At 74.5% G+C, this 15,085-nt stretch carries 16 protein-coding genes; 3 read left to right on the forward strand and 13 right to left on the reverse strand.

Annotated elements, in window-relative coordinates:
• Positions 1-17: 17 nt before the first annotated feature.
• The 10 genes from DMP15_RS07050 to DMP15_RS07095 all read right to left on the reverse strand — a co-directional run bounded on the left by DMP15_RS07050 (position 18) and on the right by DMP15_RS07095 (position 9,666).
• On the reverse strand, positions 18-524 hold the full coding sequence (locus tag DMP15_RS07050; RefSeq protein WP_073576840.1) for a hypothetical protein: 507 nt from the start codon (positions 522-524) through the stop codon (positions 18-20).
• 301 nt (positions 525-825) lie between these two features.
• Complete coding sequence (locus DMP15_RS07055) at positions 826-1,410, reverse strand: GNAT family N-acetyltransferase (protein WP_073576382.1); 585 nt, start codon at positions 1,408-1,410, stop codon at positions 826-828.
• A 14-nt stretch (positions 1,411-1,424) separates the two neighbouring features.
• Positions 1,425-3,200, reverse strand: coding sequence for an acetyl/propionyl/methylcrotonyl-CoA carboxylase subunit alpha (locus DMP15_RS07060; RefSeq protein WP_073576381.1), 1,776 nt, complete (start codon positions 3,198-3,200; stop codon positions 1,425-1,427).
• 114 nt (positions 3,201-3,314) lie between these two features.
• A complete protein-coding gene (locus DMP15_RS07065) occupies positions 3,315-3,749 on the reverse strand; it encodes a hypothetical protein (protein WP_139282871.1) in 435 nt (144 codons plus the stop codon).
• Entirely contained in the window at positions 3,746-4,639 is an 894-nt protein-coding gene (locus DMP15_RS07070) for a DUF692 domain-containing protein (protein ID WP_073576379.1), read from the reverse strand. Before DMP15_RS07070 ends, DMP15_RS07065 begins: the two co-directional genes overlap by 4 nt.
• 92 nt (positions 4,640-4,731) lie before the next feature.
• The gene (locus tag DMP15_RS07075) at positions 4,732-5,679 is read right to left on the reverse strand and encodes a TIGR04222 domain-containing membrane protein (protein ID WP_337825560.1); all 948 of its coding nucleotides are present in this window, start codon (positions 5,677-5,679) and stop codon (positions 4,732-4,734) included.
• 166 nt (positions 5,680-5,845) lie between these two features.
• Complete coding sequence (locus DMP15_RS07080) at positions 5,846-6,298, reverse strand: SufE family protein (RefSeq protein ID WP_073576378.1); 453 nt, start codon at positions 6,296-6,298, stop codon at positions 5,846-5,848.
• On the reverse strand, positions 6,295-7,185 hold the full coding sequence (locus DMP15_RS07085; RefSeq protein WP_073576377.1) for a sulfurtransferase: 891 nt from the start codon (positions 7,183-7,185) through the stop codon (positions 6,295-6,297). Before DMP15_RS07085 ends, DMP15_RS07080 begins: the two co-directional genes overlap by 4 nt.
• A 40-nt stretch (positions 7,186-7,225) precedes the next feature.
• Positions 7,226-7,843, reverse strand: coding sequence for a Maf family protein (locus DMP15_RS07090; protein ID WP_073576376.1), 618 nt, complete (start codon positions 7,841-7,843; stop codon positions 7,226-7,228).
• An 11-nt stretch (positions 7,844-7,854) separates the two neighbouring features.
• Positions 7,855-9,666 carry a helix-turn-helix domain-containing protein gene (locus DMP15_RS07095; RefSeq protein WP_073576375.1) on the reverse strand — a complete coding sequence of 604 codons (1,812 nt, stop codon included), beginning with the start codon at positions 9,664-9,666 and terminating at the stop codon, positions 7,855-7,857.
• Positions 9,667-9,803: 137 nt separating this feature from the next.
• On the opposite strand from DMP15_RS07095, the gene DMP15_RS07100 reads away from it, so the two are divergent.
• From DMP15_RS07100 to DMP15_RS07110, 3 genes are read left to right on the forward strand one after another with little or no spacing between them, the layout of a single operon-like run.
• The gene (locus DMP15_RS07100) at positions 9,804-10,616 is read left to right on the forward strand and encodes an N-acyl homoserine lactonase family protein (RefSeq protein ID WP_073576374.1); all 813 of its coding nucleotides are present in this window, start codon (positions 9,804-9,806) and stop codon (positions 10,614-10,616) included.
• Positions 10,616-11,911: a hydroxyacid-oxoacid transhydrogenase gene (locus DMP15_RS07105; protein ID WP_062397613.1), complete on the forward strand. Its 1,296-nt coding sequence runs from the start codon at positions 10,616-10,618 to the stop codon at positions 11,909-11,911. The genes DMP15_RS07100 and DMP15_RS07105 overlap by 1 nt, the downstream gene beginning before the upstream one ends.
• Before the next feature lie 56 nt (positions 11,912-11,967).
• Positions 11,968-12,462 carry an FmdB family zinc ribbon protein gene (locus tag DMP15_RS07110; protein ID WP_337825561.1) on the forward strand — a complete coding sequence of 165 codons (495 nt, stop codon included), beginning with the start codon at positions 11,968-11,970 and terminating at the stop codon, positions 12,460-12,462.
• A 182-nt stretch (positions 12,463-12,644) separates the two neighbouring features.
• Here DMP15_RS07110 and DMP15_RS07115 read toward each other — a convergent pair whose 3' ends face one another.
• The 3 genes from DMP15_RS07115 to DMP15_RS07125 are packed head-to-tail and all read right to left on the reverse strand — an operon-like array spanning position 12,645 to position 15,010.
• The gene (locus tag DMP15_RS07115) at positions 12,645-13,295 is read right to left on the reverse strand and encodes a response regulator (RefSeq protein WP_167409991.1); all 651 of its coding nucleotides are present in this window, start codon (positions 13,293-13,295) and stop codon (positions 12,645-12,647) included.
• Positions 13,292-14,473 (reverse strand): sensor histidine kinase, encoded by a 1,182-nt coding sequence (locus tag DMP15_RS07120; RefSeq protein WP_073576372.1) that lies wholly within the window; start codon positions 14,471-14,473, stop codon positions 13,292-13,294. The genes DMP15_RS07115 and DMP15_RS07120 overlap by 4 nt, the downstream gene beginning before the upstream one ends.
• 39 nt (positions 14,474-14,512) lie before the next feature.
• On the reverse strand, positions 14,513-15,010 hold the full coding sequence (locus DMP15_RS07125; protein ID WP_073576371.1) for a hypothetical protein: 498 nt from the start codon (positions 15,008-15,010) through the stop codon (positions 14,513-14,515).
• Between the last annotated feature and the right edge of the window lie 75 nt (positions 15,011-15,085).

The following is a 15,085-nucleotide window of genomic DNA, read 5'->3' on the forward strand; positions in this document are numbered from 1 at the left end:
GGGGGTGTGTGTCGCGGTCAGGCCGCCGTCACCTCGGTCGGCTCCGGGACCTCGACCGGGGCGCACCCGCGCAGCGGGCACGGCGGTGGGGCCCAGGGCCGGGGCGTCCCGCCGAGGGCGGGAACGGTCCCCGCGAACGGCCACCGGCCTGCGAAACGCTGCAGGTACCAGTAGACGAACAGGTGGTCCGGTTCCTCCGGGTCGGCGACGAACAGCGCACGCTCGCCCAGGTCGGTGACCCAGGCTGCGTAGTCGTTCGCCACCTGCCCCGGTGGGCGCGAGGCCCGCCGGGTCAGGAGCCAGTCCTCCGCCCGGGTGCGCCAGGTCGCCAGCGCGGTCGGGTGCAGGGTGGCCCCCGGGAGCTCCCGGAGGTTGGCGGTGAAGGTGCCGATCAGGACCCCGTCCGCTCCGTACGCGGAGGAGGTCAGGGTGAGCAGGGAGTGCGGGCCCGGGATCGGGCCGTCGGTGTGGACGTGCGTCGTGACATGGAACGTCGTCGGCGCGATGTCGAACTCTGGGGGCATGACGGATCCTGTGACGTCTCGGTCGAACTGGGACGGCTCACGGCGCGGCTGGGCCTGCGTGGCGAGCGGATCCGCGGCGCGGTACTCCGCGTGGCGGTAGTTCCGGGCCCCGTGGATCGGGCACACGGGTCGGCTGTGGAGTTGTGACGTTGCGTGCCGCGGGCGCCGGACGGCGTGCGCGACACGCCGGGAACGCTAGAACGGCGCGACGTGCCGGTCAACGGGCGGTGACCCGGTCGGCACAGCGCGTTCCGCGGAACGCGGTTGTCGACGCGCGGGCGACGGGGCCGCGCGGACCGCCTCAGCCCTCGCCCACCAACCGCCCCAGCACGACGACGTCGACCCGCTCGCCGTCGACGGTCCACGCCTCCCGCAGCCGCCCCTCCGGCACGAACCCCAGCGCCGCGGCGACGGCGGCCGACGCCCGGTTCGGCTCGGCGTGCATCCAGGTGACGCGGTGCAACCCGAGCCCGCCGAAGGCGAAGCGCACGACCGCCCCGGCCGCGGTGCGGGCCAGGCCGCGTCCGCGGGCGCCGGGCAGCGTCCAGCAGCGCAGCTCGGCGGTGCCATGGGCGATGTCCAGGTGCTCCAGGGTGATCTCGCCGAGCATCTCCCCGGTCGTCGGCTCGGCGACGGCCCAGGCACAGCGGGTGCCGCGGGCCCAGCCGTCGATCCGGTCCGCGACGTGCGCGGTCACCTGCTCGTCGAAGTCCGGGGCGGCCGGGTCCGGACGGTTGCGCCAGCGCCGGATCTCCGGGTCCCGGCAGGACGCGGCGACGGCCGGGCGGTCGTCCACCCGGCCGTCGTGCCGTGGTCCGCGCAGGTACCACGTCCCGGCGTTGATCTCGACCGGATCGAGTACCGGGTCGGGAGCGGGGGCGGGCACCTGGTCCAGGGGACTCAGTCCTTGATCTCGCAGATGACCGTGCCCTGGGTGACCGAGGCGCCCTGCTCCGCGTCCAGGCCGGTCACGGTGCCGGCCTTGGTCGCGGTGACCGGGTTCTCCATCTTCATCGCCTCGAGGACGACGATCAGGTCACCCACCTCGACGGTGTCGCCCTCGGAGACCGCGACCTTGATGATCGTGCCCTGCATCGGCGCGGTGACGGCGTCGCCGGAGGCCTTCGCCCCGCCGCCGCCCTTGCCGCCGCGCTTGCGTGGGGCCGCCTTGGCCGCGCCGCTGCCGTTGCCGCCGCCGAGGGCGAGGTCACCGGGCAGCGAGACCTCCAGGCGTCGCCCGCCGACCTCGACGACGACGGTCTGCCGCTCGCCGGACTCGTCCTCGGCACCCGCGCCGCCCTCGAACGGCGGGACGGTGTTGTCCCACTCGGTCTCGATCCAGCGGGTGTGCACGGTGAAGTCCTCGAGGGTCTCGGCGGCGTAGGCCGGGTCCTCGACGACGAGACGGTGGAACTCGAGCACGGTCGCCATGCCCTCGACCTTGAACTCGCCCAGTGCGCGACGGGCCCGCTGCAGCGCCTGCTGCCGGTCGCTGCCCCACACGATCAGCTTTGCCAGCAGCGAGTCGAACTGACCCCCGATGACCGAGCCGTCCTCGACGCCCGCGTCCATCCGGACGCCCGGGCCGGCCGGGTACCAGATCCGCTCGACGGTGCCCGGCGCCGGCAGGAAGTTGCGCCCGGCGTCCTCGCCGTTGATGCGGAACTCGATCGCGTGCCCGCGCGGCTGCGGGTCGTCGTCGAAGTCCAGCTCCTGGCCCTCGGCGATCCGGAACATCTGGCGGACCAGGTCGATCCCGGTGGTCTCCTCCGAGACCGGGTGCTCGACCTGCAGACGGGTGTTGACCTCGAGGAAGGTGATCATGCCGTCCTGGCCGACCAGGAACTCGACGGTCCCGGCGCCGTAGTAGCCGGCCTCCTTGCAGATCGCCTTCGAGGCGTCGTACAGGGTCTTGCGCTGCTCGTCGCTCAGGAACGGCGCGGGCGCCTCCTCGACGAGCTTCTGGAAGCGGCGCTGCAGCGAGCAGTCCCGCGTCCCGACGACGACGACGTTCCCGTGCTGGTCGGCCAGCACCTGGGTCTCGACGTGGCGCGGCTTGTCCAGGTAGCGCTCGACGAAGCACTCGCCGCGGCCGAACGCCGCGGTGGCCTCACGGACCGCGGACTCGTACAGCTCCGCGATCTCGGAGCGCTCGCGGGCGACCTTCATGCCGCGCCCGCCACCGCCGAAGGCGGCCTTGATCGCGACCGGCAGGCCGTGCTCGTCGGCGAAGGCGATGACCTCGTCCGCGTCCTTCACCGGGTCCTTGGTGCCGGGCACCAACGGGGCGCCGGCCTTCAGGGCGATGTGACGTGCGGTCACCTTGTCGCCGAGGTCGCGGATCGACTGCGGCGACGGGCCGATCCAGGTGAGGTCGGCGTCGATCACGGCCTGGGCGAAGTCGGCGTTCTCCGACAGGAAGCCGTAGCCGGGGTGGATCGCGTCGGCACCGGCCTGCTTCGCGGCACCGATGACCTTCTCGATGTCGAGGTAGGACTCGGCGGCGGTGGAGCCACCCAGCGCGAAGGCCTCGTCGGCGAGCCGCACGAACATCGCGTCCCGGTCCGGGTCGGCATAGACGGCGACGCTCTGAAGTCCCGCGTCCTTCGCTGCTCGGATCACGCGGACGGCGATCTCTCCCCGGTTGGCGACGAGCACTTTGCGCAGTGCGGGCACAGTCGAACTCCTCCGGTCACGGCGCCGGCCCGATGCTCCGGCGCAGGGTTAGGCGGAGTGTAAGAGCAGAGCCGCCGGAAGTTACCGGTGGGGAATGTGGCGATGGCAACGTCGTCACCCGTCCGAGGGTCCGGACCTCGGCCCTGATCGTTCCCGTCGTGACCGGTGCCACCATCGGGACAGGCGGTTCCGGGGTCGCGGGGCGGTGCGTCCGTCGTAGTGCAGCGCCGCCTCGCGTGCGGCCAGCTCGCGCCGTGCGCCCGCACCGAGCCGCCCGGCGGCCGCGAGCTCGCGGGCCAGGTCCCAGCCCTCCCGCTCCGGGCCGTAGGGGGCGACGCCCTCGAAGCGGGCGCCGAACCGGGCCTGCCAGTCCGCCCCGGCGTCGGCGGCGAGCAGCGGCCACGCCGCGGCGACGAGCCCGGCCCGCTTGCGCAGCAGCGCCGCCCGGGTCGCGGCCAGGCGCGCCGCGTCGAACCCGGCCGGGTCCGTCCCGCCGGCGACGAGCGCCGCCACCAGCGCGGCCTGCCGCCGCGCGAGCCCGTCGCTCACGTCGGGCCCGGCCCGTCCGCGGCGGGCGCCGCCACCGGCCCGGCCCCGTGCCCGGCGCCCGCAACCGCCCGGCACGGCGCCGCGTGCCCGGCGGCAGCCGCGACGGCGTCCAGCTCCGCGCGCAGCACCGCGGCGGGCGGGTAGCGGCCGTCGCGTTCCAGCATCACCGGTGGCGGCACCGGCAGTTGGGCGACGGTGTGGGTCAGCAGCGCCAGCACCGCGTCCGGGACGGGGTCGGTGTGGGTGTCGTGCAGCAGCCCCGCCGCGTCGGCGGCGTGCCCGGCGACGTGGCAGTAGGCCACCGCCCCGGACGGCAGCCCGGCGAGCAGCGCGTCGACGTCCGCCCGCGGGTCACGGCCCCGGTTGCGGGCGTTGACGAACACGTTCGCGACGTCCAGGAGCAGCGGCGCCCCGGTCCGGTCGTGCAGCCGGTGCAGGAAGCCCGCCTCGTCGAACTCGTCGTCGGGCCAGTCGAACAGGGCCGCGATCGGCTCCAGCGCCAGCGGGACGTCCAGCTCCGCGCGCGTCGCCGTCACGTTGGCGACGAGCACGTCGAGCGCCTCGCGGGTGCGGGGCAGCGGCAGCAGGTGCCCCGCCTCGATCCCGCCGGCCCGGGTGAACGCGATGTGCTCGCTGACCAGCGCCGCACCCGTCGCCGCGGCACAGGCCGCGAGGTGGGCGACCCGCCCCGGGTCGACGCCCTCGGGCGAGCCGGGCGACAGCCGGACCCCGTGCACGACGACCGGCCTGCGCAGCAGCGACGCCGGCACCGCGTCCGGGCGCAGCGGCTCGGCGATGACCTCGTGGAATGCGAGACCGTCGACGTCGTCGAGGACGGCGGCGATTCCGCTGCGCCAGCCGACCCCGGTCCCGCCCGGGACACCCGTCATGTCGCCACCTCCGCCCGTACGAGCCGTCCCCGCAGCTTCACACCCCCCACGGTGCAGCTGCGGGGACGGCAGATCCGGTCCCCCGCGCGGGCTCAGCCGCCGCAGCCGCCTCCGCCGCCACAGCCCCCGCCGCCTCCGCCGCAGCTGCTCCCGCCACTGTCACCGCCGGACCAGCCGACGACGCCACCGCCGTCGGAGGAGCCGCCCCCGGTCGCGGCGGGCGCCCCACCGAGCGTGGCGAGCTTCTGCGCGGCGAGCTCCTCGGCGAAGGCGGGCTCGGCGGCCAGCATCGCGCCGACCCCGAACGCACCGACCGACAGCGCGGCCGCGGCGGGCCCGACGGCCGTCCAGTCCGGGCGCATCGACGGCGACAGCGCGTCGTTCCGGGACCGGACGACGGAGAGCGCGGCGTCCCCGGCCCGGGTCCGGTCGGGCACCCGCGTCGCGAGCACCGTGGCGAACACCGCGGTGGCGGCGACGAGCGCGAGCAGGAACCCGACCGGGCGCCCACCGCCCAGACCGGCGGCGATCCGTACCGCACCGGCGAGGGCGAGCACCCCGACCGGCCAGGCGGTCGCCCGGTAACGGACCCGGTCGGTCGGGGACAGCAGCAGCCCCGCGGTCTCCAGCCGCTGCGCGGCCCGGGCCAGCTCGGTGCGGACCGGCTCGTGGGTGCCCAGCATCCGGCCCGGGGTCAGACGCTGCGCGGAGCGGTGGATCGCCCGCTGCAGCGCCGACGCGCCGTGCCCGGGGACCCGGCCCGCCCGCACCTGGCCCGTGGTGCGGCCGGAGGTGACCAGACTGCCGTCGACGTGCATGGCCGACAGAGCCGCGTACACGGCCAGCTCGGGGCCGCCGTTGAGGTACGCGACGTCCTCGGGCCTGCTGTCGAGGGTGCGGGCGCCGCGCGGATCCCCCTGCGCGATCGTCCGCCGCCGGCGCAGCACGATCCCGGAGACCAGGACCAGCGCGACGACGTAGAGGACCAGGAAGGTCTGACCCGGGATGCCCCAGGTGTCCCCGGTGAGGTTCGTGCCCATCTCCACCACCCCCTGCGGTGAGCGACACTTCGTCGTTCGAAGCAGTGTGCGCCCGCTCACCCCGACCGGGTGACCGATTTGAGGTGGACTTGAGGAAGGGCCGCGGACGACGACAGCCGGGATCACCGACGGTGACCCCGGCTGTCGCGGGAGTGAGTGTGGGGGCTCAGGCGGTCGCGGCCCGCACCTGGTTCTTGATGCGCGCCAGCATCGCCGCGATGCCGCGCAGCCGCAGCGGGCTGACGGCCTCGGCGAGGCCGAGGTCGGTGTAGAAGTCGTCCGGCACGGCCAGCACCGCCGCGGCGGGCTGCCCGTCCAGCCCGGTCACCATGATCGAGGCGAACCCGCGGGTGGTCGGCGCCTCCTTCGGTGCGGAGAAGAACAGGTGCACCGGCCGCTCACCGCCGTCCTCCACCTCGACGGCGAGGAACAGCGGCGACTGGCACTCGTGGACCTGCTCCATCGTGTCCGCGGTCTCGGCGTAGCGCTCGGGCAGGTCCGGCAGCTCCTGGGACAGCTCCAGCAGCAACTGGAGACGGTCCTTCGGGCCGACCGCGGCGAAGTCGTCGACCAGCTCGGCGAGATCGGGGGGCAGGGTGCCCGGATCGGTGGAGCTCACGCGGACCCGCGCTCCTCGCCCTGCACGATCGGCACGCGCACGGCGTTGCCCCACTCGGTCCAGCTGCCGTCGTAGTTGCGGACCCGGTCGAAGCCCAGCAGGTACGTCAGCACGAACCAGGTGTGGCTGGAACGCTCACCGATCCGGCAGTAGGCGACGACGTCGTCCGAGGCCGACAGCCCCTGCTCCTGCTCGTAGATCGCGGACAGCTCGGCACGGCTCCTGAAGGACCCGTCCTCGGCGGCGGCACGGGCCCACGGGACGCTCGCCGCACCCGGGATGTGCCCGCCGCGGACCGCGCCCTCCTGCGGGTAGTCGGGCATGTGCAGCTTCTCGCCGGTGTACTCCTGCGGGGACCGCACGTCGACCAGCGGCCTGCCCAGGTGGGCGAGGACGTCGTCCTTGAAGGCCCGGATGCCGGAGTCGTCGCGCTCGACGACCGGGTAGTCGGCCCGGGCCGGGGCGGGCGCGTCGGTGACCATCTCGCGGCCCTCGGCGACCCACTTGGACCGGCCGCCGTCGAGCAGCCGCACGTCGGTGTGGCCGAACAGGGAGAACACCCACAGCGCGTAGGCGGCCCACCAGTTGTTCCGGTCCCCGTAGACGACGATCGTGGTGTCCCGGCCGATGCCACGCTCGGACATGATCTCGGCGAAGCGGGTGCCGTCGACGTAGTCACGGGTGACCGGGTCGTTGAGCTCGGTGTGCCAGTCGACCTTCACCGCGCCGGGGATGTGCCCGGTGTCGTAGAGCAGGACGTCCTCGTCCGACTCCACGACCACCAGACCGGGGTCCTTCAGGTGCTCCGCCAGCCAGGCGGTGGTGACCAGGCGCTCGGGGTGCGCGTATTCGGCGAGCTTCGGGTCGGGGTCGTGTCCGACAGTCATGGCCGCAGGGTAACCGCGTGCCCCGACACCCACACGGCGGTCAGGACCGTGGCGTCCACAGATCGACCACCGACACCCCGACCGCGCCCAGCAGGCGGCGCAGCAGCGGCAGGCTGATCCCGATCACGTTGGACGGGTCGCCGTCGATGCCCTCGACGAACCAGCCGCCCAGCCCGTCCAGGGTGAACGCGCCCGCGACCTCCAGCGGCTCGCCGGTGGCGAGGTAGGCGTCCAGCTCGGCGTCGGTCGGCTCGGCGAAGCGCACCCCGGTCCCGGCGTGCCCCTCGGCCTCCTGCACGACCGCTCCGCCGGCCAGGCGCAGGACGGCGTGCCCGGTCAACAGCTCGCCGGTGCGCCCGGCCATGGCCTTCCAGCGGCGCCGCGCGGTCTCCGCGTCGTGCGGTTTGCCGACCAGCTCACCGTCGACGAGCAGCATGGAGTCGCAGCCCACGACCACGCCGTCACCGGTCAGGCGGTCGGCGACGGCGGCGGCCTTGGCCGCGGCCAGCAGCGTCACCTTGCGCGCGGGGTCGGCGTCGGGGTGCGCGGCGAGCAGGGCGTCCTCGTCGACGTCGGAGACCTCCACGGCGGGGTCGGCCCCGGCGGCGCGCAGGACCGACAGGCGGGCGGGGGAGGCGGAGGCGAGAACCAGGCGCACGACGTCGGACGCTACCGGCCCGCCACCGCGGAGCCGTGGTCCGCCACCGGGTCGGTGGTCCGGTCCGGCCCGGCGACGCGGTGCAGGCGCAGCGCCAGGTGCAGGTGGAAGCGGCCCTCGGGGGTGCGCCAGTCCGGTCCGAGCAGGTCGTCGACGCGTTCGAGGCGCTGGCGCACGGTGTTCGGGTGCACCGACAACGCGTCGGCGGCCGGGGCGAGCAGCTCGCCCGCGGCGAACCAGTGCCACAGCGTCTCGGCCAGCCGGGTACGCCGGCGCCGGTCGTAGTCGAGGACCGGGCCGAGGTGGCGCCCGACGATCTCCCGCGACGTGGTGCCGGTCCGGTCCCGGATCACCGCGCCGACCGCGCCGAGCGAGGCGAAGTCCGCGTGCCCGGTGGTGCGGCCCAGGGCACGGGCCGCCGCGGCGACGTCAGCGGCCTCGGTGTGCGCGCGGCGCAGGTCCGACGGCCCGCCCGAGGGGCTGTGCGCGGCGCCGACGAGCGACGGCGTCCCGGCCGCGGCGAGCCCCTCGGCGACGAGCGGTGCCGCGCCGGTCCCCGCGGGGCCGGGGCCGGTCGTCCCGGCGGCGATCACGCACACGTGACCGTCGTGCACCGACACCAGCCAGCGGCCCGCCCCGTCGAGCCCCCGGACCGCCCGCGCCGCGGTCACCGCACCGGCCGGGTCGACGTCGACGACCAGCACCGTGGCCGGGGCGTCGGGGGAGAGGCCGTACTGCGCGAGCCGGGTCCCCAGCGTCGGCCGCGGCGGGACCCGGCTGTCGACGAGCTCCTCGACCAGGGTGGTCTGGGCGGTCTCGTCGGCCTGGGCCAGTGCCCGCTCGACGAGCAGTGCGACCGTCATGAACGCCGAGGCGTGCGCCAGCCGGGCGACGGCGTCGTCGTCGGCGCCCTCCATGACCAGGGTCGCCAGGTGCTCTCCCGCTGTGGTGATCGCGAGCAGCGCGTAGGTCCCGCCGCCGGGCAGGTGCGCGATCGCGACCCCACCGGCCTGCTGGGAGGTGCGGACCGCCGACCGCAACCGCCACCCGGCCAGCTCCTCGGGGGTGAGCAGCCGTCGTCCCGTGCGCAGCGCCCCGGACGGGTCGTGCAGCGAGAGCGGGTGCCCGACGGACTCGGCGAGCACGGCGAACACCCCGGCCGCCTCGGCGGTGGAGCCGGCCATCGCCCCCATGAGGCGTTCGTCGAGGTGCAGGAGGTGTTCCAGGCGCAGCCGGGCGCCGGGGTCGGAACCGTCGTCGCGGGTGGTGCGCAGGCGCCGGATCTCCTCGCCGCGCCGGGTCTGCTCCAGCGCGACGGCGGCTTGCACGGCCATGTGCTCCAGCGCGGTCCGGGCGGCCGGGCCGAGGGTGCGGGGTCCGCGGTGGGCCACGAGCAGCGCTCCCACGACCCGCCCGCCCAGGCGCATCGGGGCGCCGGCGATGGCCCGCACACCCTCGCCGCGCACGATCGTGTCGATCCCCGACAGGTGGTTGAGCGCTTGGTCGGCCAGGTAGTCCGCGGTGGCGACCGTGCCCGCGCCGGCCGCCGCCCGCCCCAGCACACCGGTGCCGAACGGCATCCGGATCGCGCGGTACTCCGGTGTGCGGACGCCGTCGGTCAGCTCGATGTAGGTCGTACCGGAGTGCAGGTCGTTGAGGCTGAAGTAGGCCATGTCCGCGCCGAGCAGCGCCCGGGTGCGGCGCAGTACGGCGCCGAGCATGACGTCGCGGTCGCCGACGTCCGCGAGGTCCAGCGCTGTCTGCCCGACGGCCTGGAGGATCGCGTCCTGGCTGGGCTCGGGGAACGGCGGAGCCGGCTTCATGCGCCCGACCCTATGTCTGTCCGCGCCATGTCCTGCGATCAAGACAGGCGCATACGACCATGGACGCCTGCCCCGGGCTTCCCGAGACTGGCCTGGCGACGAACTGCCAGAACCCTCCAGCGACGAAGGGATCCCTCATGGCCACGGCGAACAAGCTCAGCGTCATCCCCTGCGGGGCGATGCACGCCAATCTCCCGTTCCTGCTCCTCAAGCCCGGTGTCAGCATCAAGCCACGGTCCGAGAAGGACGCCCCGATCGACTGGGTGGAGGTGCCCACGCACTGCGTCCTCGTCGAGACCGACGAGGGCAAGCTGCTGTGGGACACCAGCTGTCCGTCGGACTGGGAGACGCGCTGGGCGCCGACCGGTCTGCAGGAGTTCTTCCCCTACGACCAGGTCGCCGACGACGAGTACCTGGACAAGCAGCTGCACAAGATGGGCGTCGGGCTCGACGAGATCGACTACGTCGTCCTCTCGCACCTGCACTTCGACCACGCGGGCAACGCCCAGATGTTCAAGAACACCAACGCGAAGATGATCTGCTCGGACAAGGAGAAGGAGTTCGCGCTCGGCTTCGAGGGTCCGTTCAACGGCGCCCACCTCAAGGCCGACTACGAGGGCATCGACTGGGAGATCGTCTCCGGCGACGTCGAGCTGCTCCCCGGCGTCAGCATGATCCAGACCCCGGGGCACACCCCCGGCTGCATGTCGATGCGCGTCGACCTCCCCGACACCGGGACGATGATCTTCACCTCGGACGCGGTCTACATGGGAGCGAGCTACGGCCCGCCCGCCGCGCCGGCCGCGATCGTCAACAACCTGGAGGACTGGTTCTCCTCGGTGGAGAAGCTGCGCGGCATCCAGGAGCAGACGAACGCGCAGATGGTGTTCGGCCACGACGCCGAGCAGATCCACCAGCTGCGCAAGGCACCGGAGGGGTCGTACACCTGATGACGTTCGAGGTTCCCGAGTACACCGAGGAGACGATCTTCACCTGGGGTGCGCCGCCGCTGAAGTTCGGCGCGGGCGCGATCGACGAGGTCGGCTTCGAGCTGTCGGCCTACGACGTGTCCCGGGTCCTGATCGTGACCGACCCGGGGGTGAACGCGCTCGGCGCGCCGCAGCGCCTCGCCGACAACCTGTCCCGCTACGGCATCGAGTCCGAGATCTTCGACGGCGTGCACGTCGAGCCGACCGACGACTCGATGAACAAGGCGACCGAGTACGCCCGCGCGCAGGGTCCGTGGGACGGCTTCGTCGCCGTCGGGGGCGGGTCGGCGATCGACACCGCCAAGGCGATCAACCTGCTCACCAGCCACCCCGGCGAGCTGATGGACTACATCAACAAGCCGATCGGCGGCGCGAAGGTGCCGCCCGGGCAGCTCAAGCCGCTGATCGCCGTCCCGACGACGGCGGGCACCGGCTCGGAGTCCACCGCGATGTGCGTGCTGGACATCCTGTCGATGAAGGTCAAGACCGGGATCAGCCACTGGCGGCTGCGCCCGACCCTGGCCGTCATCGACCCGCTGCTGACGATGACGCTGCCGCCGCAGGTCACCGCGGCGGCCGGGATGGACATCACCTGCCACGCGGTGGAGAGCTACACGGCGCGGTACTACACCACCTTCGACCGCAAGAAGCCCGAGGAGCGGGTCACCTACTGCGGCTCGAACCCGGTCTCGGACCTGTGGTGCGAGAAGGCGATGTCGCTGCTCGCGAAGTCGTTCCGGGCCGCCGTCGAGCGCGGCGCCGAGGACGTCGAGGCCCGCTCGGACATGATGATGGCCGCGACCTTCGCGGGCATGGGGTTCGGCAACTCCGGTGTGCACATCCCGCACGCCAACGCCTACCCGATCGCGGGCATGGTCAAGGACTACCGGCCGCAGGGCTACCCGCAGGACGAGGCGATGGTGCCGCACGGGGAGTCGGTGTCGCTGACCGCGCCCGAGGCGTTCCGGTTCTCCTTCGACTCCGCGCCGGAGCGGCACCTGCGGGCCGCGGAGCTGATGGATCCGCGGGCGGACAAGGTGAACGACCCGCGTGAGCAGCTGCCAGGGGTCCTCACCCGGCTGATGCGCGACATCGGCATCCCGAACGGCATCGGCGGCGTCGGCTACACCGAGGCCGACGTGCCGGACCTGGTCCCCGGGACGATGAAGCAGCAGCGGCTGCTCGCGACCTGCCCGCGGACCCCGACCGAGGACGACATCGCCGACATCCTCACGAAGTCCGTCGAGAACTGGTGACCGTCGCGGCCGGTGGTCCTCCGGGGCCGCCGGCCGCCCCGATCGAAGGCGGCACGATGCCGATCTACGTCTTCCGCTGCGGGTGCGGAGCCCGCTTCGAGCACCTCGCGTCCATGTCGGACGCGGCCACCCCGCCCTGCCCGCTCTGCGGGGACGGCGCGACGACCAAGGTCCCCGCCGGGTTCGCGCTCGGCGGCCAGGCCAGCCCCGGCCTGTCCAAGGACGAGATGCCCCAGACCTGGCGCGGGGTCTACAACGGGAACTCCGAGTACATCGACTCGATGCGCCGGACCTGGGACCAGCGACGCAGGCTGGAGGAGAAGTACCCGGAGATCGCCGGGGACCAGCGGCCGATCCTGGCGCACGAGGGCAAGTACCACGACGCCCCGCTGCGGGCCGGTGACATCCAGCTGGGCGGCACCGCCCCCATGCCCGGCGCGGGCGTGGCGGCCAAGCACGGCCACGGCCACGGCCACGGCCACGGCCACGGCCACGGCCACGGGCACACCCCCACGCCCGCTCCCGGCCCGAAACCCCCCGCCGCCGACTGAGCCGCGGGGCCCCGGCCGCCGACACCTCGTCACCGCCGACCCGCCCCGCCGTGTCCACGGCACCGGCAGCCGGGTGTGCGTGGCGACCGGTGACGGTGTGCGGCGACCCGCGCGGCGGGTGCCGGGCGACGCTACGGGTCGCCACGGCGCTCGCCGGACGCCGTGGGGCCGTGGGGGCGGCGTCAGCGGCCGGCCAGGCCGTGGCGGTAGGCGTAGCCGACGGCCTGGGCGCGGTCGCGCAGCCCGGTCTTGGCGAACAGGTGGTTGACGTGGGTCTTCACCGTCGCCTCGCCGACCACGAGCCGTCGCGCGATCTCGGTGTTGGACAGGCCCTCGGCGATCAGCCCGAGCACCTCGACCTCGCGCGGGGTCAGCCCGTCCGGCGGGTCGACCGGTGCCGCCGGGACGGTCGACGCGCGGGCGGCGACCAGCCGGGACAGCACGCCGGCGTCCACGGTGGACACACCGTCGGCGGCCGAGCGCAGGGCCCGGCCGATGGCCTCGGCGTCGGCGTCCTTGGACAGCCAGCCCGAGGCGCCCGCGGCGATCGCGTCGACCACGGCGTCGTCGTCGACGTAGGTGGTGAGCACGACGACGGCGGTGCCGGGATGTCCGTCGCGGACCCGGCGGGTCGCCGAGACGCCGTCGCCCGCGGGCATCCGCAGGTCGGTGAGCAGCACGTCCGGGGCCAGCTCGGCGACCCGGGCGACCGCCTCGTCGCCGCCGGACGCGGTGCCGACGACCTCGATGCCGTCGAGCAGGCCCAGGACGGTGGCGAGGCCGTCGCGCACGATCCGCTGGTCGTCGGCCAGGACCACCCGCAGGGCGCTCACGTCGTGATCCTCTCGCGGTCCGGGGAGCGGGCGGGCAGCCGGAGCCGGACCCGCCAGCCGTCGGGGGTTGGACCGGTCTGCAGCTCGGCGCCGACGAGTGCCGCCCGCTCGGCCATTCCGACCAGGCCGGAGCCCTCGCCGTCGCCGGGCGGCGGAGGTGTCCCGGCGATGTCGACGACCTCCAGCTCGGCGCCGTCGCCGTCGCGGCGCAGGTGCACCGTCACGGGGGCGCCGGGGGCGTGCTTGCGGGCGTTGGACAGTGCCTCCTGCGCGGTGCGCAGCACGGTCTCGCCCTCCCGCGCGCCGAGGCGCAGCCCGTCGGCGACCTCGACGGTCGCGTCCGGGTGCGCCCGGCCGAGCTCGCGCAGCTCCTCGGCGACGTCGACCGGCGCCGGTCCCTCGCGCAGCGCCCGCACGGCGCGGCGGGCCTCGGTGATCCCGTCGGAGGCGAGCCGCTGGGCCCGCTCGATCTGGGAGATCGTGTCCGGCGCGGCCCCGTCGCGCAGTGCCATCAGCCGGGCACCCTGGAGCTGGACGGCCAGCGCGGACAGCGAGTGAGCCAGCACGTCGTGCACGTCGCGGGCGACCCGGGCGCGGTCGGCGATGGCCTCGGCGCGGGCGTGCTCCTCGCGGGCCCTGGCGTCGGCGACGAGTGTCTGCTCGTGCTCCTCGAGCCGGCGGGCGGAGTCGCGGCGGCCGATCCCGAACAGCACCATCGCGGTCAGCGCGGCGACCACCAGCAGCGCGTCCCACACCGAGGTGTAGGGCCCGACGACGATCGTGGTGGCCGCGATGACCGGCACGTCGACGAACAGCGCGGTCCGGTACGGCAGCCGCAGTGCGGCCACGAACACCGCCATCATCGGGAAGGCCGCCGAGGTGGTCCAGCCGTCGGACCCGGCCAGCAGGGCGACCCCGCCCCCGGCGAGCGCGACGCTGGTCAGGACCGTCGCGACCGGCGGCATGCTCCGGTAGAGGGCGAAGACCACCCACCCGGCGACGGCCGGGACGAGCCCGGCGTAGAGCCAGGTCGGCGAGACCTGCTGGGCCGGCGACCAGAACAGCAGGAACAGCACGATCGGCAGCCACAGCAGCGACACCAGCCGCCGGGGCACCCCGAGCAGCGACGACCGGTCGGGCTCGACGCGGCGGGCCGTGCGGGCGGCGGGCGTGCTCACCGTTTCACTCTGACACAGCGGCCGGGCCGGGTGGGACGCTCAGGCCGCCGCGCGGGCACGGCGTGCCTCGTCCGGCCGGACCGGCAGCCCGGCCGCGGCCACCCGGCGTCGCAGCACGAGGCTCTGGACCAGCAGGCTGCCGCCGAAGACCAGCGCCGACGACGCCGACAGCAGCAGTCCGGCACCGACGGCCCCGCCGAGGACCCCGGCGCCGACCCGCACACCGATGGTCAGCACCCACGCGACCAGCAGCGCGGCCGAGCCGCTGCGGTAGGCCCACCCGTCGCGGGTGCCGAGGCGGAACGCGTGGCCGCGCAGCACCCCGAGCCCGGCCGCCAGCACCAGCTCGGCGGCGAGCAGCGCCAGCCCGGCCGCGGTGACCTCCGGGCGGGCCTGGGCGAGGGTGAGCACCCCGATGCCGATCACGACGAACGGGAGCGTCACGTCGCGTCGTCCGCCGACGAACTGCCCGCGGAACTGCGTGGAGAGGACCAGGCCGACGATCGCGACCGTGATGACGAGTGAGGTGGCGTCCATGGGGAGAACGATCTCCCCGCGGGCCCGGTCGTCGCGTCGGCGCCGGGGTCGATCCCGGGTGGACTCGCACCCTCC

The organism is Pseudonocardia sp. UM4_GMWB1 (assembly GCF_017312155.1).
Taxonomy (GTDB): Bacteria; Actinomycetota; Actinomycetes; order Mycobacteriales; family Pseudonocardiaceae; genus Pseudonocardia; species Pseudonocardia alni.